Origin of the sequence: Amycolatopsis sp. NPDC058340, assembly GCF_042723975.1 — a bacterium.
In the GTDB taxonomy this organism is placed as follows: domain Bacteria; phylum Actinomycetota; class Actinomycetes; order Mycobacteriales; family Pseudonocardiaceae; genus Amycolatopsis.
Window position 1 is genome coordinate 1 of the sequence record NZ_JBHXIB010000007.1, and the last position, 23,571, is coordinate 23,571.

A 23,571-nucleotide genomic window follows, 5' to 3' on the forward strand; every position below is an offset into this window, starting at 1 on the left:
CGCCCCCGGCCGCCCCCCGCCCCTGGTCCAAAACCCCAATCACCCAACTAACATCTTCCATAATGTGGATTCCCCAACGTCCTCGGCCCGCGACGGCAGGAAGCGACCGGACACGCGTGGGGCTCGTGAGTGGCAAGGACGGTTCTAACCGTCCTTACCACTCACGAGGCGGGAGGGGCACCCGATGAGGTCCTTCGTCCCGGATCTGGTCAAGATCCTCGTCTTCGCGGTCGTGACCGTGCTGCTCACCGCGATCCTCGGCGCCACCATCGCGAACACCAACTTCGGTGAGACCTCGGGCTACACGGCCAAGTTCACCGACGCGTCCGGCCTCAAGGAGGGCGACGACGTCCGCATCGTCGGCGTGAAGGTCGGCCAGGTCGGCAAGATCGAGGTCGAGGAGGGCGAGAAGAACTTCGCCAAGGTCCACTTCGACGTCCAGACCTCGCACCGGTTGCCCGCGTCGGTGACCGCGACCATCAAGTACCGCAACCTCGTCGGGCAGCGTTATCTCTCGCTCGGCACGGACATCGGGGACGAGAAGTCGTTGCCCCGCGGCGGAATCATCCCGCCCGAGCGCACCAAACCGGCCCTGAACCTGACCGTGCTCTTCAACGGGTTCAAACCGCTCTTCCGCGCTCTGAACCCCGAGGACGTCAACAAACTGTCCTACGAGATCATCCAGGTCTTCCAGGGCGAGGGCGGCACGATCACCAGCCTGCTCGCGCACACCGCGTCGGTCACGTCGGCCATCGCGGGCAAGGACAAGATCATCGGCGAGGTCATCGCGAACCTCAACACCGTGCTGGGCACCGTCGAGCGACGCTCGCCGCAGCTGGGCGAGCTGATCGACCAGACCCAGCGGCTGGTCACCGGGCTCGCCGAGCAGCGGCAGCCGATCGGGGAGGCGGTCAAGGCACTCGGCGACCTCACCGTCGCCACGACCGGCCTGCTCGCCGACGCGCGGCCCGCGATCAAGGACGACGTCGCGCAGCTCGGCGCGCTGTCGCAGAACCTCGGCGACTCGGAACAGTTGCTCGACCACCTTCTGCAGGTGCTGCCGGGCAACCTGCAGAAGTTCACCAGGACGCTGAGCTACGGCAGCTGGTTCAACTACTACCTGTGCGGGATCTCCGGCAGCATCGGCATCAAGTCGCTCGACATCGAACTGCCGATCACGCCGCTGCCCGGCACGCAGCGACCGGAGAGGTGCGGGCCGTGAAGCCGCTCAAGGAACGCAACCAGGCCGTGGTCGGCGGCGTGACGCTGATCCTGATCGTGCTGGTCACGGCGACGACGTACTTTTCCGACCGGATCCCGTTGTTCGGCAGCGGGACGACGTACTCCGCGTACTTCGGCGAGTCGGCCGGGCTGGCGCCGGACAACGAGGTGCAGGTCGCCGGGGTCAAGGTCGGCCAGGTCAGCTCGGTGGAGCTGGCGGGCAAGAAGGTGCTGGTGAAGTTCCGCGTCAAGGACGTGCGGGTCGGCGACGCGACCGCCGCGTCGATCGAGATCAAGACGCTGCTGGGGGAGAAGTTCCTCGCGCTGACCCCGAAGGGCAAGGGGAACCAGGACCCGAACACCACCATCGGGCTCGACCGCACGCGGACGCCGTTCGAGCTGCAGGACGCGTTCCAGGAGCTTTCGGGCACGGTCGGCGACATCGACACCGCGCAGCTGGCGACGAGTTTCACCGTCCTCTCCGACGCGCTCAAGGACAGCCCGCAGTACCTCAAGGACGCACTCGGCGGCCTTTCCTCCTTGTCCAAGACGGTGTCCTCGCGCGACGGTGAGCTGAAGACGTTGCTGGCCAACACGAGCAAGGTGTCCAAGACGCTGTCCGACCGCAACGCCCAGCTGAAACGGATCCTCGACGACGGCAATCTCCTGCTCGCCGAACTGCAGAACCGGAAGGACGCGATCAGCGCCTTGCTCAAGGGCACGCAACAGGTTTCCGCGCAGCTGTCCGGTCTCGTCGCCGACAACCGGCAGCAGCTGAAGCCGACGCTGGAGAAACTCGGCAAGGTCACCGACATCCTGCAGCGCAACCAGGACAACCTCAGCCGCAGCCTCGCGCTGATGGCGCCGTTCGCCCGCGTCGGGGCCAACGCGACCGGCAACGGGCGCTGGTTCGAGGGTTACCTGTGCGGCCTGCTGCCACCGACGATCATCGCGGGCGCGTTCCAGGTGAACCCGGAGGGCTGCACCCCGCCGATCGCCGCGCCGAACCAGGGGGTGGGCGGACGATGAGCACCCGTACTCGCACGCTGTACAACTGGGTCGCGTTCGCCTGCGTGCTCGTGCTGCTCCTGACCGCCGGGCTGTGGCTGGTGTTCAAGGAGCCGGGCGGGACCAGGATCAGCGCCTACTTCGGCCAGACCGTCGGGCTCTACGCGGGTTCGTCGGTCCGGGTGCTCGGGGTGAAGGTCGGCGAGATCACCGGCGTGACCCCGCAGGGCGAGGCGGTCCGGGTCGACATGCGGATCGACGGCGACACCCCGATCCCGGCCGACGCGGGCGCCGTCGTCGTGGCGCCGAGCCTGGTCAGCGACCGCTATGTCCAGCTGACCCCGGCCTACGAGAGCGGCCCCGAAATGGCCACGGGCACGGTGATCGCCAAGGAGAAGACGGCGACCCCCGCCGAGCTCGACGACCTCTACACCAGTCTCGACAAGCTCTCGACCAGCCTCGGCCCCAACGGCGCCAACAAGGACGGCGCGCTGTCCGACGTGCTCGACACCGCGGCGGCGAACCTCGCCGGCAACGGGAAGAACCTCAACACCACGGTCACGCGGCTGTCCGAACTGGCCAAGACCCTGGACAGCTCCAAAGGAGACCTGTTCACCACGATCCAGAACCTGAACTCCTTCACCGGCGCGCTGGCCGAAAGCGACAAGCAGCTCAACGAGTTCTATCGCCGGGCGGCGGACGTGAGCGGGTTCCTCGCCGCGGACTCCGCGGACGTGGGCGCCGCGCTGAGCTCCCTGGCGACGGCGATGGGCGACGTCGAGAAGTTCGTCGCGGAGAACAAGGATCTGCTCTCGTCCAATGTGGACAAACTGGCGGGGCTGACGAAGGTGCTCGTGGACCAGCGGGCCTCGCTCGCCGAGGTGATCGACATCGCGCCGACCGGGGCGACCAACTTCATCAACTCCTACGACGCCGCCTCCGGCACGATCGCGGTGCGCGACAACCTGAACGAGCTGACCCACCCCCCGATCCTGACCGTGTGCCGCCTGATCAGCGCCAGCACGCCGAAACCGATCCCGGACGCGCTGGGCAACATCTGCAAACAGCTCGCGCCCGTCCTCGACGGCACGCTGAAACTCCCGTCGGTCCCGCAGGTGCTGGCCTCGCTGCAGAGCGGTGAACTGCCGCCGTTGCCGCTCCCGCTGATCGATGTGATGACCAAAGGAATCCCCAAATGAGGCGGCAGCGGCAGAAGATCGCCGGGGTGATGGCGGGCGTCCTCGTGCTCGCCGGATGCAGTGACGGCGGGTTTTCGGGGCTGTACAACACCCCGTTGCCGGGTGGCGCGGATCTCGGCGACCATCCGTACCGGCTCTCCGCGCAGTTTTCCGACGTCCTGGACCTCGTGCCGCAGGCGAGCGTGAAGGTCAACGACGTCCCGGTGGGCCGCGTCGAGAAGATCGACCTGGCGCCGGACACGCGTTCGGCGTGGGTGAGCATGGTGGTCAACGGCGACATCGCGCTGCCCGCGAACGCGCGTGCCGAGCTGCGGCAGTCGAGCCTGCTGGGGGAGAAGTTCGTCGACCTGCACGCCCCGGAGAAACCCGAGGGATCACTGGCCGAGGGCGCGAAGATCCCGCTGGACCGCACGAACCGCAACCCCGAGGTCGAAGAGGTCCTCGGCGCGCTTTCCCTGCTGCTCAACGGCGGCGGGGTCGAGCAGATCCAGAAGATCAGCCACGAACTCAACGAGGCGCTCACCGGCAACGAGGCCGAGGTCCGCTCCCTGCTGTCCCAAGTGGACAAACTCGCCACCGAACTCGACGGACACAAGGGCGAGATCCTGCGTGCCATAGACGGTCTCGACAAACTGTCCAAAACCCTCGTCGGCGAGACACAGAACATCACGAACGCCCTCGACAACCTCTCGCCGGGGCTCAAGGTCGTGACCGAGCAACGGGATCAGCTCGTCGGCATGCTGCGGTCGCTGAACACCCTCGCCGGGGTCGCGACCGAGACGATCAACGCGAGCAAGGACACGCTGGTCGCGAACCTGCGCGCGTTGCAGCCCACGCTGAAGAAGCTGACCGAGGCAGGCCAGGATCTGCCGACGGCGCTGCGGATCCTGCTCACGTATCCGTTCCCGGACTACGCGGGCAACGTGATCAAGGGCGACTACGCGAACGTCGAAGCCAAGATCGACCTGAAGCTGGACACGTTCCTGGAGAACATGAACAACTCGTCGCAGCCGATCATCCAGCTGCCCGGCACCCAGGGCACCGGCGCTCCCGGCGCGATCCCGTTCAACAACGGCGCCGCGCCGCCGGTGCTGCCGCTGCCCGCCGGTGATCTCCCGCAGGCTCCGCCGTCGGCTCAAGGGGACGTGCTGGGCGGCGTGCTCGGCGGGATCCTCGGGCCGCTGCTGGGAGGTGGCAAGTGATCACGCGCAAGATCAGGATCCAGCTGGCGGTGTTCGTGGTCATCGCGGTGGTTTCGGTCGTCTACGCGGGCGGCAACTACGCCGGGCTGGACCGGCTCTTCGGCACCCGCGGCTACCTCGTCACCGCGCAGCTGGTGGACTCCGGCGGGATCTTCGTCAACGCCGAGGTGTCCTACCGCGGTGTCGCGGTCGGCAAGGTCGCGTCGATGACACTCACCGAACACGGAATCGACCTCGGTCTCGACATCGATTCGGACGCGCCGAAGATCCCCGCGGACACCAAGGCCGCGGTCGCGAACCGGTCGGCGGTGGGGGAGCAGTACGTCGATCTGCTGCCCATGCACGAGAACGGGCCGTATCTCACCGAGGGATCGGTCATCAAACGCGACAAGACCTCGATCCCGCTCGCCCCGGACACCGTGCTGTCCAATTTGGACAAACTGGTGTCGAGTGTGAAGCCGGAATCGTTGCGGACCGTCGTCGACGAGACCTACGAGGCGTTCGCGAACGCCGGCCCGGATCTGCGGCAGCTGCTGAACAGCACCGGTTCGCTCACCGCGACCGCGACGCAGTACCTGCCCGACACCCAGGGCCTGCTCGCCAACTCGCGGACCGTGCTGGACACCCAGCGGCGGCAGGCCGACAACATCACCCAGTTCTCCAGCGGACTCAAGACGATCGCCGCGCAGCTGAAGACGTCCGACCCGGATCTGCGGCGCGTGATCGACGAGGCACCGAAGCTGAGCCGCCAGATCAGCGACGTGCTCGCGGTGTCCGGGACCGACCTCGGGGTGCTGTTCGCGAACACGCTCACGACCGCCCAGATCACGTCCGCCCGCACCGACGCCATCGAGGAGCTCCTGGTCGCGTACCCGATCATCTCGGCGTTCTCGCGTTCGACGTCGCCGGACGGCACCGGTCACCTCGGCGTCGTGTTCAACTTCTTCGACCCGGTCTCGTGCACGAAGGGCTACGAGGGTACGAAGCAGCGTCCCGCCAACGACACGACCGAAGCGCCGGTGAACACCCAGGCCTACTGCGCCGAGCCGCCGGGAAGCCCCACGGGCGTGCGAGGCTCGCAGAACGCCCCGTACGCCGGGAAGCCACCCGCGGTCCCGGCGCGGCCGAAGCAGACCCCGCAGGCGGCGGAATCCGCCCAGCTGCCGGGCGTGCTGAGCCTGCTCTCCGGATCCGCCCCCGGCGGGCTCGGCGCGCTGCTGGGCGGGAAGTGATGCTCACCCGCGCCCTCACCGTCGTGGCCGCGCTGGCGGTGCTCGCGGCCGCCTGGTCCGGGTGGTCGTGGTGGCGCGCCGCGGGCGACGACGGCCTGGCCAGGGGCCGCGAGCGTGAGGCCGTCCTCGCCGCCGCGTCCGGCCAGCTGGAGGTGCTCAACACGATCGACTACCGCAGCGGCGCGAAGGACGTCGACCGCTGGCTCGGCGTCACCACCGGACGGCTCGGCAAGGACCTCACCGGCGACCGGCAGATCCAGATCGACCGGGCGAACGCGAGCAAGACCGTCGCCACGGCGAAGCTCAAGCAGGCCGCGGTCACCGAGCTCGACGCGGTGGCCGGGACGGCGCGCCTGATGGCCGTGCTGGACGTGCGGATCAGCACCGGCGGCGGGTCGGCCGCACCGAAGGTGAGCAGGCTGACCGTGGACTACCAGCGCGTCGAGGGCGGCTGGAAGGTCAGCGCGGTACAGGCGGCGGGCTCATGACCGGGCGCGTCCCGCGGATCCTGGTCGCGATCATCGTGGTGGCCGCCGGCTGCGCGGTGTGGTTCGGCCTCCAGGCGTCCTCGCTGGGTTCGGACGGCAACGCGGCGCTGGTGGACCAGTCCGCCACGGCCGAGGTCGCGGACCAGGTCGGCGCCGGGGTGAAGGCGGTGTTCTCCTACGACTACAGCAACCTCGCGCGCACCGAGCGGGCCGCCGCCGACGTGCTGACCGGCGAGGCGACCGGCCAGTACCGCGACCAGTTCGCGTCGGCGCGGAAGCGGGCCGAAGAAGAGAAGCTGGTACGCACGACGACGGTGCGGTCACTCGGCGTGCGGTCCCTGCGCGGCGACCAGGCCGAGGTGCTGCTGTTCCTCGACCAGCAGACGATGACCGCCGGTGGCGGCGCGCCGCAGTCGACGGTCTCGCAGCTTTCGGTCACCGCGCAGCGCGTCGACGGCCGGTGGAAGATCTCCCAGCTCATCCCGCTGTGATCACGAGAGGCGTTTCATGTCCGCGCCGGTGATCACGCCGCCGGAAACGGTGTAGGAACCGGAAAAAGTACGCAGTGAACCATCGGTCTGCCGGGCCGAAAGATCGACGTACACGGTGTCCCCGCTCACGCTCCGCACGGTGAGGGCGGTCCACGAAGTCGTCGCGTATCCACTGGACCAGGAGGCATAAGTGCCGCCTTTCGCCAGCCGTCGCCCACCGAGATTCCAGGCGGTGGGGAAATCACGCCGGTTGATCGCGTCGTAGAAGGCGATCACCGTTTGCGCCACGGGAACCGAGGGCACGGGATACACCGTCTGCGTCGTGGGCGGTGCGACGTAAACCGTCTGCGGCGGGGCGGCGACCGCGGGTGGCTGGATCACGATCGTGTTCGGCGCGACGGCGGGCATCGCCGTTCCCTGATTCGGTACCGCGCACGCGGCCAGCGTGCCCGCCGCCATCAGCGTCGCCGCCGCCCGCTTCTTCGCTCCCATTTTTTCTCCCCTTTTCCTCGTACTTTCGAGAATGCGGGAACGGCGGCGGGATCAATAGGGGATTTGGCCTCGTTACGATTGCTGAAAAACGCGCCGGAACCGTTATCGGATCTTGTGCGAGCGGGGCCAGGGCCACCCTCGTCTCACGCCGGATCGCCGCCGGGTTTAGCGTTAGGCATGACCACTGCACCTGTCGATGTCGAGAGCGCCCGCCGCGACTACGCGGCCCTCGTCGACCGTGGCCTCTCCCTGGACATCACCCGCGGCAAGCCGTCCCCTCGCCAGCTCGACCTCGCCGACGGGCTGCTCGCCCTCCCCGGAGACGTGCGCAAGGCCGAGGACGGCACGGACGTCCGCAACTACGGCGGCCTCAAGGGCCTGCCCGAGCTCCGCCGCATCTTCGCCGGGCCGCTGCAGGTCCCGGCCGAGCAGCTGCTGGCCGCGGGCAACTCCAGCCTGGAGCTCATGCACGACTCGATCGTGCAGGCCTTCCTCAGCAAGCTCCCCGGCGCCGAGCGCCGCTGGGCCGACGAGCCGAGCGTCAAGTTCCTGTGCCCCGTGCCGGGCTACGACCGGCACTTCGCGCTGGCGGAGCGCTTCGGGATCGAGCTGATCCAGGTGCCGCTCACCGAGACCGGCCCGAACATGGGCTTCGTCGAGCGTCTCGTCGCCGAGGACGCCGCGATCAAGGGCATCTGGTGCGTGCCGAAGTACAGCAACCCGACCGGCGTCACCTACAGCGACGACACCGTGCGCCGCCTGGCGACGATGGTCACGGCCGCCCCGGACTTCCGGATCTTCTGGGACAACGCCTACGCCGTGCACCACCTCACCGACGAAGAGGCGCACCTGGCGGACCTGCTCGCGCTGGCCACCGAGGCGGGCAACGCCGACCGCGTGTTCGTCTTCGGCTCCACCTCGAAGGTCACCTACGCGGGTGGCGGCGTCGGCTTCTTCGGCGCGTCCGAGGCGAACCTGGCCTGGTGGACCGGCCTCATCGGCAAGCGGACCATCGGCCCGGACAAGGTCAACCAGCTCCGCCACGCGCAGTTCCTGCGCGACGAGGACGGCGTCCGCGAGCATATGCGCAAGCACGCCGAGCTCATCGGGCCGAAGTTCGCGGCCGTCGACGAGATCCTCACCAAGGAACTGGGCGAATCGGGCCTCGCGTCCTGGACCAAGCCGACCGGCGGGTACTTCATCTCGCTGACCGTGCCGTCCGGGACCGCCAAGGAGGTCGTGCGGCTGGCCAAGGAGGCGGGTATCGCACTGACCCCGGCCGGCGCGACCCACCCGTACGGCGACGACCCCGAGGACGCCGTCATCCGCATCGCGCCGACGTACCCCGAGCTGGCCGAGGTGGAAGAGGCCATCCGCGGTCTCGCCGTCTGCATCCGCCTCGCCGCGGCGACGAAGAAGTAGGTCCGAGATCCAGACCGAGGGTTACGGGCGGTAGGCGAACGTGTCATTCGCGGGCGGCAGACCGTCCGCGAGGGGCACCGAGGCTCGCCCGATGCCCGATTTGTGCGCTTTGCGCCGGGGTCGTGAGTGGTAATGATCGTTCTAACGCTCTTTATCACTCACGACCCCATAAAGCGGGCGTTCAATCGAGGTGAACCGTCCCTTGTGGACACTTCGACTTGCCTCCCGATGATTCCGGGATCTTTTCCAATCCGGGCCACGAGTGGTTCCGAACGTCCGAGTGGGTGGGTGTGCACCGCAAAGACGAGAGGAACCACTCGTGTTCGGAAAGCCCTTCGTTCGTACCCTGATCTCCCGCAGCGCCGAGAACCGGACGGATCGCCGCCGGTTCCTGAAGGCCGCAGGCGCGGCGGGGCTCGGTGTCGTCGGCGCGACCTACCTCGGGGTTCAGGCCACTTCGTCCGCTTCGGCGACCGGCGAGGCCGCGGCCGAGGCGGGTGCCCCCAGCGACGCCGCCGTGCTCAACTTCGCGCTCAACCTGGAATACCTCGAAGCCGAGTTCTACTCCTTCGCCGTCCACGGCCGCGGGCTGCCGGACGACCTCACCGGTGGCGCCGGCACCCAGGGCGGCGTCACCGGCGGCAAGAAGGTGATGTTCCACGACAAGGCGCTGCACCAGTTCGCGAAGGAGATCGCGGGCGACGAGGTCGCGCACGTCAAATTCCTGCGCGGCGCGCTGGGCGAGGCCGCGGTGTCGCGGCCCGAGATCGACCTCGAGGACAGCTTCACCGCCGCCGCTCGCGCGGCCGGGCTGATCAGCGAGTACCAGCAGTTCGACCCCTTCGCCAACGAGAAGAACTTCCTGCTCGCGGCGTTCCTGTTCGAAGACGTCGGCGTGACGGCCTACAAGGGCGCGGCCCCGCTGATCACCAACAAGACGTTCCTCGACGCGGCCGCCGGCATCCTGGCCGCCGAGGCCTACCACGCCGCCACCATCCGGACCGCGCTGTTCGACCGGGAACTCGGCGACGCGGCCGCCAAGATCTCCAACGCGCGCGACGCCCTCGACGGTCCCGGCGACGACGACCAGGGCATCCTGCTCGGCAACCAGGCCAACATGGTGCCGGCCGACCACAACGGCATCTGCTTCGGCCGCGGCGCCGACCGGGTGCTGAACGTCGTCTACCTGAACCCGGGCGCGGTGAAGGAGGGCGGGTTCTTCCCCAAGGGCGTCAACGGCGACATCGTCGCCAGCGGCGGCGCGTAGACACCTCTGCCGTGTCGCCGTTTCCCGGTACGGTCGGGTGACGGCGACACGGACAGGGGGTTCGCGGTGAAGGCGGTGATCATCGGCGGCGGTATCTCCGGCACGGTGACCGCGATGGCGTTGCGACGGGCCGGGATCGAGGCGAGCGTCCACGAGGCGTATCCGTCCGGCGGCGAGGACGCGGGCGCGTTCCTGACGATCATGCACAACGGCATGGACGCCCTGCGTGCCATCGACGCCGACGGGCCGGTGATCGACAACTCCTTCGGCGCGGTGGGTCTGGAACTCGTGACGCCGGACGGGAAGACCGTCGAACGGCGTTCCTTCGACATCGACGGCCTCGCCGGACCACGCACGATGACGCGAGCGTCGCTTTATCGCGCGCTGCAGGAGGAGGCGATCTCGCGCGGGATCACCTTCGAACGCGGGAAACGGCTGGTTTCCGCGTCGCCCGGTGTCGCCCGCTTCGAGGACGGTTCCGTGGCCGAAGGCGACATCCTGATCGGCGCAGACGGCCTGCACTCGGTCGTCCGGACGATCATCGACCCGGACTGCCCGCCGCCGCGTTCGACCGGCCTCGACGTCGTCTACGGCTATACGACCGACCAGGACATCCCGCGGGCACCGTCCCTCTATCGGATGATCCAGAGCCTGCACGCCTTCTTCGGCTACACGAGCACTCCCGACGGCGCGACGTACTGGTTCGCGCGGCTCCCCACGGCCGAGGGGGTGCGCTCCGGCCTGACCCCGGCCGAATGGCGCGCGGCCGCTTTCGCAGCTTTCGACGGGGAACCGTTGCCCGCCGCGGAAATCATCCAGTCCACCGGAGACGACGTCTTCGGCGGCCACTCCTACGACGTTCCTTCGACGCCGGTGTGGTGGAACGCGTCGATGGTGCTCGTGGGCGACGCCGCGCACGCGCCCTCGCCCGCCGCGGGGCAGGGCGCGTCGATGGCGCTGGAGGACAGTGTCGTGCTGGCCCGGTGCTTGCGGGATCTTCCCGACGCGCCAACGGCTTTCGCGGCCTACGAGCGGCTGCGGCGGGCGCGGGTGGAGGAACTGGTGGCGCGCAGCGCGGCGGTGCCCTCGGGGACGAACTCCGACCAGGACCGGAACTGGCTCTACCGGCACCACATCGAATGGGACGCGCGCATCACCAGGGAATGAAGCGCAGGCCCCCTGCGACGCACGTGTGACTGCCCAGCCACGCACGTCCCAGCATCCTCGGTCTCACTGACTCACCGAGGAGGTTGGCATGCACAAGCAATGCGGTCACGAGGGGACTTGCGGCTGCCCCGCGCCAGGTGGCCAGAACCAGGCGTTCGCTCCCCACCCCTACCCCGTTCAGGGGACACCGCCCGAGCCGCCCGCGTGGGCGGCGCCGGTGCGCAAGCCCAAACGCGGCCGACGCGTCCTAGTGGTCACTTCCGCCTTCGTGGCCGCGATCGCCATCGCGGTCGCGACCGCGTTCGTCACCGCCTCCGTGACCGGCGACGACGCGCCGGCACCGGTGCTCGCCGGCCAGGCCGAACAGGCGCCGCGGCCGCAGGAGCCCGCTCCGCAGCCCGAGGCACCGGCGGCGAACGGGGTCAACACCGGCCCGCGTTCGCTCGGCGCGGGGAACCTGCGGGAGGGCGCGGTCTTCCTGCAGTCGAACGACGAGACCGCCAACGAGGTCGCCGCGTTCGCCCGCAAGGCCGACGGCACCCTGCGTGAGGTCGGCCGATACCCGACCGGCGGAGTGGGCACCGGCAGTTTCGAGGACAGCGCGGGGGGCATCGTGCTCGGGACCGCGTCCGGGGAAGCGGCGCCCATCCAGAACATCGACAAGGCGGAACTGCTGTTCGTCACCAACGCCGGCAGCGGCACGATCTCCGTTTTCCGGGTGCTGGAAAGCGGGCTCGAACTGGTCGGCCAGACGCCGTCCGGCGGTAAGCGGCCGGTGAGCGTGACGGTCAACAACGGCCTGCTCTACGTGCTCAACAGCGGCGAGGAGGACCGGCGGCTGCTCCTGGGACCGACCACGGCACTGGAGAACTGCAGCCACGGCGGTATCCCGACGGTGACCGGCTTCCGGGTCACCCCGGATGGCGCGCTCCAGCCGATCGAGGGCTCGACCCGTGAACTGAGCGGGCGTGGGCGGTCCGGCTGCTCGCAGGTCTCCTTCACACCGGACGGGCACACCCTCGTCGTCAGCGAGCGCATCGCCTCGCTGCCGGGAGCGAGCAAGGAGAACAAGGGTTCGCTGACCACGTTCGACGTCCACTACGACGGCACGCTCGGCCGCAAGCAGCTCAACGACCCCAGCGGTACGGGTCCCTTCGGGTTCAACTTCACGAGGGACGGCAAGCTGATCGTCAGTGAGCAGAACGGCGCACTGGCGAACCCCGGCGGCGGCCACGCCGCGGCGTACCAGTTCGACGGTGACGCCAAACTGAAGGCCGTCAACGGTTCGGTGCCGAACAAGCAGACCGACAGCTGCTGGGTCGTGGTCACCGACGACCAGAAGACCGTGTTCGTCTCCAGCCCGTTCGACGACGGCATCGTCTCCTCCTACAGCCTCGGCGCCGACGGGGCGCTGACCCTGCTGCAGCCGGTCGCGACCGCCGCGGACGGGAAGGACTCGAAGAACGACAACCTCCCCATGGGCGCCACGGACATGAGCCTGAGCCGGGATTCCCAGTTCCTTTACCAGCTCAACTCGTTCACCGGTTCCCTGTACGTGTTCAAGGTCGCCGGCAACGGGTTGCTCACCTTCGTCGAGAAGCACGACGTCTTCCAGCTCGCGGAGTTCGGCAAGGGCGGCGAAGCGGCGCCGTTCGGTCTCGCCGCGTACTGACCACGCGTATCCGAAATGAAAGCGGGGAAATCAATGAGGTACGGAATCATCGGCACAGGCTCCTATCTGCCCCGATCCGTGGTGACCAACGAGATGCTCGCACCGCGAACCGGGGTGACGGCCGAGTGGATCGCGGAGCGGACGGGGATCAGCGAGCGCCGCTTCGCCGCTTCCGGACAGGCGACCAGCGATCTGGCGGCCGAGGCGGCGAAACGCGCGCTGGAGGCGGCCGACCTTCCCGCCGAGCTGCTCGACTTCGTCGTGGTGGGAACGTCCACACCGGACTTCCCGCAGCCCGCGACCGCCGTCGTGGTGCAGTCCGCGGTGGGTGCGGACCGGGCCGCGGCCTTCGACGTCAACTCGGTGTGCACCAGTTTCGTCTACGCGCTCGACACGGCGCGCGGTCTGCTCACCGCCGACCCGAACGCCAGGTACGCGCTGGTCATCGGCGCGGACATCTACTCGCGGCAACTGGATTTCGGGGATCACCGCTCCGCGGTGCTGTTCGGGGACGGTGCGGGCGCCGTGGTGCTGGGCCCCACCGGCGAGGAGCACGGGATGCTCGCCTCGCGCCTGGTTTCCGACGGGCGGCTGCAGGGTCTCGTGAAGATCGAGGGCGGGGGCAGCCGGAACCCGCTGACGCCGGCGTCGCTCGCCGCGGGCGAAGGACTGTTCACCATGCGGGGCCGCGCGGTCCGTGAGTACGTCGAGACCGTGGTGCCCGATCTGCTGGGCACGCTGCTCAAGGAATCCGATCTCGGCATCGACGACATCGACCTCGTGGTACCGCATCAGGCGAACGCCGTGCTGCTGCGGAACACCTTCACCGCGGCGGGGCTGCCGCCGGACAAACTGCATCTGACCTGCCAGGTCTACGGCAATACCGCGGCGGCGTCGATCCCGGTCACGCTCGACGACGCGATCAGGACGCGCGGCATCGAACGTGACGCGCTGATCGTGCTGCTCGGGATCGGTGGCGGGATGAGCGCCGGGGCGTCCCTGCATCGCTGGGCCGGCAGCGGAACCAGGTTCGGTGCGCCGTGACGGGAACGCATCTGCTGTATCCGAAGCTGGCCGAAGACTACCCGGTCGCCGTACGCGCCAAGGGAAGCTACGTCTACGACGAGACCGGGAAGTCCTATTTGGATGGTTGCTCCGGGGCGATCGTGGTGAACATCGGGCACGGTGTTCCCGAGATCGCCGACGCCATCCGCGCGCAGCTCGAGGAAATCACCTTCGTGACCCGGCTCCAGTTCACGAATCCGCGAGCGGAGCGGCTCGCGGCGGAACTCACCCAGCTCGCGCCGGGTGATCTGGACCATGCCTTCTTCACCAACAGCGGTTCGGAGGCGATCGAGGCCGCGGTCCGGCTGGCCCTGCAGTACTGGCAGGAGGTCGGTGAGCCGCGGCGCACGGTGATGATCTCGCGGGACGGGAGTTACCACGGCGCCACCCTCGGTGCGATCGGGTTGTCCGGGCATCCGCAGCGGCGGCGCCCGGTGCGGGCCGTACTGCCCGACTGGCCGAAAGCGACCGCGGCGAACTGCGGCGCCTGTCCCTTCGGACTGACCAGGTCCACCTGCGCGCTCGACTGCGCGCGGTCCATCGAGGACGCGATCCTCGAGGCGGGCGCCGACCGGGTGGCCGCGGTGTTCGTCGAACCGGTGGTCGGCGCGTCGGGAGGGGCGGTGCCCAGCCCGGCGGGCTACCTCCGCGAAGTGGCGGAAATCTGCCGCCGGCACAACGTGTTGCTGGTGGCGGACGAGGTGATCACCGGTCTCGGCCGGACCGGGCACTGGTTCGGATGTGACGAAGAGGACGTGGAGCCCGACCTGCTGGTGCTCGGCAAAGGGGTCAGCGCCGGTTACGCGCCACTGGGGGCGGTACTGCTGAGCGACCGGATCCACGAAGCGATCCGGGCCGGAAGCGGGCAATTCCTCCTCGGTCACACCTACGCGGCGAATCCGCTGTCGGCCGCGGTGGGCCTCGCCGTGCTCGGCTACGTCCGCGAACACGATCTTCCCCGCAGGGCGAGGGAACTGGGGCCGGCGCTGGCCGAAGGACTGCGAGAAGCGTTACGCGCCAGAGGAATCGCCGCCGAGGTCCGCGGCAGGGGCCTGCTGCTCGCCGTGGACTTCTCCGAACCGGGAAAACCGCCGCTGATCACCGCCGCGGCGATCGTGCGGGCGGCGCGTGACGCCGGGCTGCTGCTCTATCCGGCGGGAACGACGCCGGTGCCCCAGGCGGTGGTGGTCGCGCCGCCGCTGACGATCACGCTCGGCGAACTGGACCGGCTCGTCGAACTGTTCTCCACCGCGCTCGACACCGTCGCCGGGTGCGAAACCACCCTCTTGGAAGGAGCTTCGCGATGAAGATGGGCTGGACTCTGTCGCAGCGCGCGCTGGCCGACCACTACGAGCAACTCGCCAGGGAGCACGTCGCCCCACGCTCCGAGTGGCATTACGAACGGGAACAGCTCGACCGGAGGGCGTGGCGGGCGCTGGCCGACGACGGGCTGTGGCGGATACCGGTCCCGGAGGAGCTCGGCGGTCATGGTCTGACCTGGTGGGATTTCTGCGCCGCGCTGGAGGGGATCGCGAGAGGCGGCAAGGATCTCGGCTTCTGCCTGTCCCTGATCGCGCACGCCGGTTTCCTGCGTTCGCTGGTGAACTTCGGCGGTGAATACCACCACACGGTCGCGCTGCCCCGGATGATGAGCGGCTCGGTCGGCTCGACCGCGCTGACCGAGATGCGCGGCGGCTCCGACGTCGGCCGTGTCTCCGCGACCGCCTATCCCACCGAACACGGCTACAAACTGGTCGGCAGCAAGGCGCACATCACGAACGCGCCCGTCGCGGACATGTTCTGGGTACTCGGCCGGATCGACAAGCTGCCTGCCAAACGGGACATCTCGGTGTTCGTCGTGGAACGCGGCCCCGCGATGCGCACCGGGGACCACGAGCACATGTTCGGCAACCGGACCAGCCCGACCGGTCCGATCTCGTTCTTCGGCCTGCCCATCACCGCGGGCCAGGTGCTCGGGAAACCCGGCGACGGACTCCGCTTGACCTACAACACGATCACGCTCGACAGGCTTCTCTACGGCGTGGTCGGCGCCGCGTATCTGGAAGGTCTCCTGCAGGACGCGATGGACTTTTCCGAGACACGTGAGGCGTTCGGGCATCCGATCGCGGACTACCAGTACGTCCAGCGGCGGATCACCAATGTCAAACTCGCCATCGAGTCCACCCGATGGGTGTCCTACGCCGCGCTCGCCAGCCTGCTCGACGAGCAGGACGAGGCCGTGCTGCTGTCGTCGACCGCCAAGCTGATCGGCTCGGAGGGGATGGCGGCGGCCGCGCTGGACGTCATGCAGATCTTCGGTCACGCGGGCTATGAGCTGAGCAGGCACTCGCGCAATGTCCAGGACGCGCTGGGCACGCTGATCGCCGGCGGAACCTCCGACATCCAGCGCAAGAACATCTTCACCCAGCTCGTGAAACTGCAGAAGGCCAAGAACATCCCCGTCGCCACCAAGACCGCTGCCTGAAAACCCCATCCGGAAAGGGAAAAAGTCATGCCCAAGGTGATCGTGGCCAATGTGGACAGTGATTCGATGTGCGGCAACGACATGCCGCCCGAGATCCACGCGCTCAGCTCGATGTGCTGCTGCCGCCTGCTCGTCATGGCCGAAGACGAAGACCTCGTGATCCTGCCGCATTCGGTCTCCGACGAGTTCATCGACTATGTGGCCGGCCTTCTCGATCGCAACCTCACGCGGAACAACGTCGTGGTGCCGCGTGACGGCGACTCCCGCCAGCTGATTCTCAACGACGCGTCGCTGAACGACGGTTTCGTCGCGGAGCAGATCCGGTCCAGGGCCGGCGACCTCGCCGACTGGCGGATGGAGGCGTACTTCCTCGACCGCCCGGTGATGGCGCTGGCCGACGAGCTCGGCCTGCCCTTGTTCGGCATCGACGAGGGAACGGATCTGGCCTGCCGGGACTTCCTGCGCTGCGGGGGAGCGGAGACGTTCAACAGCAAGGTGTTGTTCCGCCAGCTCGCCGGCACGGTCGACGCTCCGGTGCCCTCCGGCCGGGTGGCGAGCACCGAGCACGAGCTCGGCGTGGCCATCCGGACCCTGCTCGGCGAAACCGGGCGGGTGATCATCAAACAGGAGATGAACTCCGGCAGCGCGGGCAACACCGTCGTCACCGTGCACGACGAGACCCGGCTGACCGGTGCCTCGCGGGTCGTGCCGGTGCCGTCGGAGGGCTGCGACTTCGCCGTGCTGGCCGCGGAACTGTGGCCACTGGTGGCGCTGCAGCGCAACACCCGCGTCGTCGTCGAGGCATACCACCAGGCGGCGCAGGTCTACTACAGCGAGCTGTGGGTCCCCGGCCCCACGGAGGCGCCGAAGCTGCTCAATTTCGGTGAGATGCGGATGGAACCGACCTTCATCGGTTTCGAGATCCCCGGCCAGCGCATGCTGGCGGCGGACCTCGGCGACATGACCGCGCACAGCATGAACCTCGCCCGTGAGGCGGGTCGCCGCGGTTTCGTCGGCTACCTGAACATCGACTCGATCACGACCGTCGACGGGAAGCTGTTCTTCAACGAGGTCAACGGCCGGATGGGCTGCTGCACCAACATCGACTACCTGGCCAGGGTCCTCGTCGGCGAGAACTACACCCGGGAACGGGTCGTGCTGACCTACAACTGGGTCGAAGCGAGGGATTTCACCGCGGTGCTCAAGGCACTCGACGCGGGCGGGCTCTCGTTCGACAAGACCACCCGCACCGGCGTGATCGTCGCCATCGAGGACGTGGCCCGGTGCGGCGTCCTGGACTACATGGTCGTCGGTGAGGACCTCGCCCACGCCCACGACCTCGAGCAGCGCGCGCTGGCGGCCTTCGAAGCGGCCTGAACTCCCTTGGCACTGAAGAAAATGAGGTGATAGGAATGATGGACCAGACTGTGTTCGAACGCCATGAGTCGAAGGTGCGCAGCTACTGCCGCAGCTTTCCGGCCGTGTTCGAACGCGCGAGCGGCCACTACCTCTGGGACACCGAAGGTCGCCGGTACGTCGATCTGCTGTCCGGCGCGGGATCGCTCAACTACGGGCACAACCCGGCCAGGATCGTCGAGCGGGTGACCGAGTATCTCGCCGGCGGCGGTCCGGTGCAGTCGCTCGATCTGCACACCACCGCGAAAGCGGAGTTCCTGCGGCGATTCTCCGCGGAGGTGCTGGCGCCCAAGGGGTTCGGGGACTACGTGATGCAGTTCCCCGGCCCGGCGGGAACCCTCGCGGTCGAGGCCGCGCTGAAGCTGGCCAGGAAGGTGACCGGACGGGCGAACGTGATCGCGTTCAGGGGCGGTTTCCACGGCGCCTCACTGGGTTCGCTGGCGGCGACCACGTCGCCCCTGCTGCGCAGGGCGGCGGGGACGATCCTGCCGAGCGTGACACTCGTCGACTACGACAACGGGCCGGGCCATCCGGACACGGCCGCGGAGTTGCTGCATATGCTGCGGCCGACGTCGCGGGTGGCCCCACCGGCCGCGATCCTGCTGGAGACGGTGCAGGGTGAGGGCGGGCTCAACGTGGCGTCGAGGGCCTGGCTGGCCGGGATCCGCCGGGTCGCGGACGCCGTCGGCGCGCTCGTCATCGTCGACGACATCCAGGCGGGCTGCGGACGTACGGGGACCTTCTTCAGCTTCGAGCATGTCCCGGAGCTCCGGCCGGATCTGGTCTGTCTGTCGAAATCCTTGAGCGGGATGGGTTTGCCGATGGCGATGCTGTTGGTCAGGCGCGACCGAGACCAGTGGGAACCCGGCGAGCACAACGGCACCTTCCGTGGTCAGAACCTCGCGTTCGTGGCCGGGACGGCGGCACTCGACTACTGGGCCGATCCGGCCTTCGTCGCGCACGTGCCGGAACTGGGCGTCGCGATCAGGGAGTCGCTGCGCGACCTGGTCGCGCGACTGCCGGAGGGGATGGCGACGACGGCGGGCCGGGGCACGATGAGCGGCCTGCGGTTCGCCAGCGCCCAGCTGGCCGAGCAGGTGCGGGCCGCGTTGTTCCGGGCGTCGATCATCGCGGAGACCTCCGGGGACGGCCGGGTGCTCAAACTGCTGCCGCCGCTCACGATGTCGTTGTCCGAATGGGCCGAGACGGCCGGACGGATCTCCGACACCGTGGTCGAAACCGCGCTGGTCGGGATGGCGGCATGACCGCCCGGGAGCCCTTGGCCGCCACCCCGGCGGGCTTGGAGACCTTGCGTGAACTGACCGAAGTCACGCTGACCGCGCTCGGCGAGGGACGGCGGCGGCGCGGCGGGCCGGTGCCGCCGGGCGGTCCGGCGCGGGTCGAAGCGGCGGTGCGCGCACGGGTGTCGTCGATCCTGCCCCGAGAGGGGGTCGGCGCCACCCGCGCGCTCTCGACGATCGTGCGCGCGGTCGCCGCCGGCGCGGCGGATCCGGCCGATCCGTTGTGTGCCGCGCATCTGCACGGCGCGCCACTGGCGGTCGCCGCGGCCGCGGACCTCGCCGCGAGCGTGCTCAATCCGTCGCTGGACTCCTGGGATCAGGCACCGGCCGCCGCCGAGATCGAACGGTTGGTGACCGACGAGATCGCCGGATTGGTCTATCCCGGCCACGGTGACGCCGACGCGGTGGTCACCACGGGTGCGACGGAGTCGAACCTCGTCGCGCTGCTGCTGGCCAGGGAGGAGCTCGGACGGGTGCGGGTGGTGTGTTCGGCCGAGGCACATCACAGCGTCGGCAGGGCGGCGTGGATGCTGGGACTTCCGCCGGCGATCCCGGTTCCGGCCATCGAGGGGCGGCTCAGCCTCGATGCGCTCGAATCGGTGCTGTCGGAGGTCCCCGGCCCGCATTTCGTGGTGGCGACGGCGGGGACGACCGATCGCGGCGTGATCGACTCGATCGGGCCGATGGCGGACATCACCGAACGGCACCAGGGCCATCTCCACGTCGACGCCGCTTACGGCGGCGGCCTGCTGTTCAGCTCGCGCAGGGACCGGCTGGCCGGCCTCGAACGGGCCGGTTCGGTGGCTTTGGACCTGCACAAGTTCGGCTGGCAGCCGCTGCCGGCCGGATTGCTCGCGGTGCGTTCGAAGCAGCAGCTTTCCCCGCTCTCGCTGGTCGCCGACTACCTGAACGCGAACGACGACCAGGAAGCCGGTTTCCCGGACCTCCTCGGCCGGTCGATCCGGACGTCGCGCCGTCCGGACGCGCTCAAGCTCGCCGTGACCTTCCAGGCGCTGGGCTGGGAGGGGCTGGCGGCGCTGACCGATCGGTGCTGTGACGCGGCCGCGTCACTGGCCGGGCTGATCTCGGCCAGGCCGGGGCTCCGCCTTCAGGCATGGCCGGAGATCAGCACCGTCCTGTTCCGTCCGGTCGCCGCCGACACGTTGCCGGTGGCCGAAGGCAACGACCTGGTCGCGGGCATCCGCCGGGAGCTGCTCATCGCGGGTACCGCGGTACTCGGCCGGGCCACCGTGGACGGCCTGGTCTGGCTGAAACTGACCCTTCTCAATCCCGAAGTCACCGAACACCACCTCGGCCATCTGCTGGACCTGGTCGAGACCACCACCGCCGTGCCCGCGGCGGCCTGACCCTTCGCAAAGGACGGATCCCATGAAGCCCCTTCCCGACACCGTGCGCGCCGACTACCGCCACGAGGTCACCGACCAGGACACCGCCGACCGCTGGCGCAACGACCTTCCCGTGCTCGCGACCCCCGTTCTGCTGTGGCTGGGGGAGATCACCGCCATGCGGGCGCTCGAGGGCTATCTCGAGGACGACGAAATGACCGTCGGCCTCAGCCACGACTCCAGCCATCTCGCCCCCACCCCGGCTGGCCGCGAGGTCCAGCTCACCGCGGTCCTGCGCGAGCGCACCGGCAGCAAGCTCGTCTTCGACGTCTACGGCCGTGACGACCGGGAGGAGATCCTGAGCGGTACCCACACCCGGGCGGTCGTGCGCCGGTCGCGGTTCCTCGCCCGGCTCGCGGGGAAGGACCACGCGTCACCCACCTGACCGTGACGGCACAAAGGAAATCCCCGCCGGACCTATCCGGCGGGGATTTCCTTGTGCCCTCACGGCCAGGTGTTCCTGTGGCCGCGGGTCTGTGTCCGTGTCGGTCCGGACGACACACGTGATCAGGAGGACGACACACGTGATCAGGAGGACGACACACGTGATCAGGAGGACGACACCGAGTCCTGTCCTCCTGGTCACGCGTGTCGTCCGTCTGATCACGCGTGTCGTCCGTTCCGGCACGTGAGCTCGGGGGTCGTGAGTGGTAAGGGTCGTTCTATTGAGAGGTAAGTCAAACGTGGCGTGGCGTGATGAAGTTGGTGGCGAGAGCATGCTCACCACTGAGACCTGGCGCGCTCTTGACTGTTCACAAGGGACACATTCAGCGGCAAAATGCCCGATTTGGCCACTTTGCGTGGGGGTCGTGAGTGATTTGGGTGGTTCTAACCCTCATTATCACTCACGACCCCGTCCAGAAACGGACATAAAGGTATCAATCGGGTGCCCGATCGACGCGATATGTCCCTTGTGGACACTCACGACCCGGTGCCCCGCGCGCTCTCGAGCGGGGCCACCCCGAAGCCGGCGGAGAACCGCTTGCACCAGATCACGACCGACCGGACCGAGGCGAGATCGGTGCCGGCGGCGACCGGGTAGACGTGATCGCCCCGGTTGCCTTTCAGCTTGCCCAGGCTGGTGAAGCCGGTGCCGAACGCCGCCTCCTCGGACGACGCCGGCTTGTCGGAAAGGTAGACGTGGAGATCCGGGCCGTCACTGGTGTCCAGGCCAACGAACTGGACGAGATGGCCACCGTCCGGCAGCCGCACCAACTGCGCGCGACCGGAGGACTCGTGTTCCAGCGACCGGAAACCGCCCGCGGCGACGAGCACGGCCGGGGCCGCCTCCCGCGCGGCCGGTCCGGCGGTCGCGGTGACGAGCCGGTCGGAGACCGTGGTCGAGGTGACCACCCGCCACGGCTGGAACAGATACAGGCCGGTGGCCAGCACCACGGCGCCGGTCAGCGCGCCGGGAACGAGGAAATACCGTTTCTTCATGGCGAATCCTTCGAGGTAGCAGGGAAACGAAAAGGCAGTGCCTGCCAGGACTCGGGGTCGACTGGCAGGCACTGGTTCATCCGGGCACTTCGACCCGCTGCCGGATATCCGGTTCCAGCGGTTCCTGGCCGCTCCACCGGGACCGCCTGCGCACCAGGGTGAGCAGTGGTCCGGTCAACGCCGTGGTGATCAGCGCCATGAGCACCATCAGCGAATACAGCCTGGTGTCGAGCACCCCGAGCTGGAGTCCCACTTGCAGTACGACGAGCTCGGTCACGCCGCGGGCGTTCATCAGCGACGCGACGGACGCCGCTTCGCCGGGACGCAGCCCGCAAAGCCGCGCGCCGGCGTACGCCCCGCCCACCTTGCCCCCGATCGCGACCAGGAGGATCAGGCCCAGTTCCCCGAGGCCGTCGAGGTGCAAACCGGAGACGTCGACGTCGAGCGCCGCCGTGACGAAGAAGATCGGCAGCAGGAACGTCCGGCAGAGCCTGCCGATCTCCTCCACCCGCCGCTTCACCGCGGGTTCTTCCTTGTGCGGCAGGGCCGCGCCGAACAGGAAGGCGCCGAAGACGAAGTGCATGCCCAGCCACTCGGTCGCCGCCGCGGACAGGAACAGCACGGCGAGGATCGAGCCGAACCCGCCGCGTCCGGTGAACCGCGACAACGCCCGCGCGAGCACCGGCCGTACCGCGAACACCAGGATCAGCACGTAGGGCACCACCAGCAGCATCTGCCACGGTGAACTCCCGCCACCGATCGCGACGATGACGGCCAGCATCACCCACGCGACGACGTCGACCATCGCCGCGCACGCCACCGCGAGCCCGCCGACCGTCGAGCCGCTGAGCCCGCGATCGGTGACGATCCTGGCCAGCACGGGTAACGCGGTGATCGACATCGCGGTGCCGAGGAAGAGCACGAACATCAACGGTTCGGCGGACTGGTGCGTCTTCGCCAGCCAGACGGCGAGCCCGGCGCCGAGGGCGAAGGGCAGCAGGGTCGAACCCAGCGCGATGCCCACCGCCGCCCGGCCCTTGTTCCGCAGCAGCCGGTGATTCCATTCGTGGCCGATGGTGAACATGAACAGCACGAGCCCGACCGTCGCGATCGCGTGCAGGGCGTCCTTCACCTCGCCGGGTAACACCACGTCGGCCACGTCGCCGCCGCGCAGGACGGCGGCGAGCACCACGCCCGCGGCGATCTCGCCGACGACCGCGGGCTGGCCGATCCGGCCCATCAGCCGTCCGGCGAGTTTCGCGGCGAGCACGATGACGGCGATGTCGATCAGCATCATCAGACTGGTCATGAGTCACAGCCGGTGTTGTAGGCCAGCATTCCGGCGGCATGGTCGAGTTTGCGTCTCAGGTCGCCCGCGTAGGACTGGGCCTGCTGGAGATGCGCGGTCACGGTCGGCCGGTCCGCGAGCAGGAACCGCAGCTGCTCGACGTACCGGCTGACCTTGCCCGTCAGCACCGACAGATCGGTCAGGCTGAGAACCAGGTCGCCACAGTCGGGTGTGGGCACCGTCGGCGGTGCCGTCAGGTGGGCAACCCCACGGCTGACCTGACGGCCGGACGCTCCGTTCATCGGAATC

The 23,571-nt window shown here is 68.7% G+C and carries 22 protein-coding genes; 18 read left to right on the forward strand and 4 right to left on the reverse strand.

Annotated features, from left to right (window positions below):
• Positions 1–184 precede the first annotated feature (184 nt).
• Genes ACFWIW_RS11360 through ACFWIW_RS11390 form a run of 7 tightly spaced genes read left to right on the forward strand, consistent with a single transcriptional unit; the run spans position 185 to position 6,841 of the window.
• Positions 185–1,222: an MCE family protein gene (locus tag ACFWIW_RS11360; protein ID WP_378368342.1), complete on the forward strand. Its 1,038-nt coding sequence runs from the start codon at positions 185–187 to the stop codon at positions 1,220–1,222.
• Complete coding sequence (locus ACFWIW_RS11365) at positions 1,219–2,250, forward strand: MCE family protein (protein ID WP_378368343.1); 1,032 nt, start codon at positions 1,219–1,221, stop codon at positions 2,248–2,250. Before ACFWIW_RS11360 ends, ACFWIW_RS11365 begins: the two co-directional genes overlap by 4 nt.
• On the forward strand, positions 2,247–3,428 hold the full coding sequence (locus ACFWIW_RS11370; RefSeq protein ID WP_378368344.1) for an MCE family protein: 1,182 nt from the start codon (positions 2,247–2,249) through the stop codon (positions 3,426–3,428). The genes ACFWIW_RS11365 and ACFWIW_RS11370 overlap by 4 nt, the downstream gene beginning before the upstream one ends.
• On the forward strand, positions 3,425–4,630 hold the full coding sequence (locus ACFWIW_RS11375; RefSeq protein ID WP_378368345.1) for an MCE family protein: 1,206 nt from the start codon (positions 3,425–3,427) through the stop codon (positions 4,628–4,630). Before ACFWIW_RS11370 ends, ACFWIW_RS11375 begins: the two co-directional genes overlap by 4 nt.
• On the forward strand, positions 4,627–5,862 hold the full coding sequence (locus ACFWIW_RS11380) for an MCE family protein (protein ID WP_378368346.1): 1,236 nt from the start codon (positions 4,627–4,629) through the stop codon (positions 5,860–5,862). The genes ACFWIW_RS11375 and ACFWIW_RS11380 overlap by 4 nt, the downstream gene beginning before the upstream one ends.
• Positions 5,862–6,350 carry a hypothetical protein gene (locus ACFWIW_RS11385; protein ID WP_378368347.1) on the forward strand — a complete coding sequence of 163 codons (489 nt, stop codon included), beginning with the start codon at positions 5,862–5,864 and terminating at the stop codon, positions 6,348–6,350. The genes ACFWIW_RS11380 and ACFWIW_RS11385 overlap by 1 nt, the downstream gene beginning before the upstream one ends.
• Positions 6,347–6,841, forward strand: a complete 495-nt coding sequence (locus tag ACFWIW_RS11390) for a hypothetical protein (RefSeq protein WP_378368348.1) — start codon at positions 6,347–6,349, stop codon at positions 6,839–6,841. Before ACFWIW_RS11385 ends, ACFWIW_RS11390 begins: the two co-directional genes overlap by 4 nt.
• Here ACFWIW_RS11390 and ACFWIW_RS11395 read toward each other — a convergent pair whose 3' ends face one another.
• Positions 6,842–7,333: a hypothetical protein gene (locus ACFWIW_RS11395; RefSeq protein ID WP_378368349.1), complete on the reverse strand. Its 492-nt coding sequence runs from the start codon at positions 7,331–7,333 to the stop codon at positions 6,842–6,844.
• Positions 7,334–7,510: 177 nt separating this feature from the next.
• On the opposite strand from ACFWIW_RS11395, the gene ACFWIW_RS11400 reads away from it, so the two are divergent.
• The 11 genes from ACFWIW_RS11400 (at position 7,511) to ACFWIW_RS11450 (ending at position 20,919) form a co-directional block, all read left to right on the forward strand.
• Positions 7,511–8,755: an aminotransferase class I/II-fold pyridoxal phosphate-dependent enzyme gene (locus ACFWIW_RS11400; RefSeq protein WP_378368350.1), complete on the forward strand. Its 1,245-nt coding sequence runs from the start codon at positions 7,511–7,513 to the stop codon at positions 8,753–8,755.
• A gap of 319 nt (positions 8,756–9,074) precedes the next feature.
• Positions 9,075–10,022 carry a ferritin-like domain-containing protein gene (locus tag ACFWIW_RS11405; RefSeq protein WP_378368351.1) on the forward strand — a complete coding sequence of 316 codons (948 nt, stop codon included), beginning with the start codon at positions 9,075–9,077 and terminating at the stop codon, positions 10,020–10,022.
• A gap of 66 nt (positions 10,023–10,088) precedes the next feature.
• Complete coding sequence (locus ACFWIW_RS11410) at positions 10,089–11,189, forward strand: FAD-dependent oxidoreductase (protein ID WP_378368352.1); 1,101 nt, start codon at positions 10,089–10,091, stop codon at positions 11,187–11,189.
• A 250-nt stretch (positions 11,190–11,439) separates the two neighbouring features.
• On the forward strand, positions 11,440–12,861 hold the full coding sequence (locus tag ACFWIW_RS11415; RefSeq protein WP_378368353.1) for a lactonase family protein: 1,422 nt from the start codon (positions 11,440–11,442) through the stop codon (positions 12,859–12,861).
• A gap of 33 nt (positions 12,862–12,894) precedes the next feature.
• Positions 12,895–13,905, forward strand: coding sequence for a 3-oxoacyl-ACP synthase III family protein (locus tag ACFWIW_RS11420; RefSeq protein WP_378368354.1), 1,011 nt, complete (start codon positions 12,895–12,897; stop codon positions 13,903–13,905).
• On the forward strand, positions 13,902–15,233 hold the full coding sequence (locus ACFWIW_RS11425; protein WP_378368355.1) for an aspartate aminotransferase family protein: 1,332 nt from the start codon (positions 13,902–13,904) through the stop codon (positions 15,231–15,233). The genes ACFWIW_RS11420 and ACFWIW_RS11425 overlap by 4 nt, the downstream gene beginning before the upstream one ends.
• A gap of 2 nt (positions 15,234–15,235) precedes the next feature.
• Positions 15,236–16,411 carry an acyl-CoA dehydrogenase family protein gene (locus ACFWIW_RS11430; RefSeq protein ID WP_378368356.1) on the forward strand — a complete coding sequence of 392 codons (1,176 nt, stop codon included), beginning with the start codon at positions 15,236–15,238 and terminating at the stop codon, positions 16,409–16,411.
• 27 nt (positions 16,412–16,438) lie between these two features.
• Entirely contained in the window at positions 16,439–17,788 is a 1,350-nt protein-coding gene (locus ACFWIW_RS11435) for a peptide ligase PGM1-related protein (RefSeq protein WP_378368357.1), read from the forward strand.
• 35 nt (positions 17,789–17,823) lie between these two features.
• On the forward strand, positions 17,824–19,092 hold the full coding sequence (locus ACFWIW_RS11440; protein ID WP_378368358.1) for a diaminobutyrate--2-oxoglutarate transaminase: 1,269 nt from the start codon (positions 17,824–17,826) through the stop codon (positions 19,090–19,092).
• A complete protein-coding gene (locus ACFWIW_RS11445; protein ID WP_378368359.1) occupies positions 19,089–20,495 on the forward strand; it encodes a pyridoxal phosphate-dependent decarboxylase family protein in 1,407 nt (468 codons plus the stop codon). Before ACFWIW_RS11440 ends, ACFWIW_RS11445 begins: the two co-directional genes overlap by 4 nt.
• A gap of 22 nt (positions 20,496–20,517) precedes the next feature.
• Positions 20,518–20,919, forward strand: coding sequence for a thioesterase family protein (locus ACFWIW_RS11450; protein ID WP_378368360.1), 402 nt, complete (start codon positions 20,518–20,520; stop codon positions 20,917–20,919).
• Positions 20,920–21,455: 536 nt separating this feature from the next.
• Here the strand turns inward: ACFWIW_RS11450 and ACFWIW_RS11455 are convergent.
• The 3 genes from ACFWIW_RS11455 to ACFWIW_RS11465 form a co-directional block, all read right to left on the reverse strand.
• The gene (locus ACFWIW_RS11455; protein WP_378368361.1) at positions 21,456–21,974 is read right to left on the reverse strand and encodes a DM13 domain-containing protein; all 519 of its coding nucleotides are present in this window, start codon (positions 21,972–21,974) and stop codon (positions 21,456–21,458) included.
• 76 nt (positions 21,975–22,050) lie between these two features.
• Positions 22,051–23,283 carry a cation:proton antiporter gene (locus ACFWIW_RS11460; RefSeq protein ID WP_378368362.1) on the reverse strand — a complete coding sequence of 411 codons (1,233 nt, stop codon included), beginning with the start codon at positions 23,281–23,283 and terminating at the stop codon, positions 22,051–22,053.
• The gene (locus tag ACFWIW_RS11465; protein WP_378368363.1) at positions 23,280–23,564 is read right to left on the reverse strand and encodes a hypothetical protein; all 285 of its coding nucleotides are present in this window, start codon (positions 23,562–23,564) and stop codon (positions 23,280–23,282) included. The genes ACFWIW_RS11460 and ACFWIW_RS11465 overlap by 4 nt, the downstream gene beginning before the upstream one ends.
• Positions 23,565–23,571: the final 7 nt, after the last annotated feature.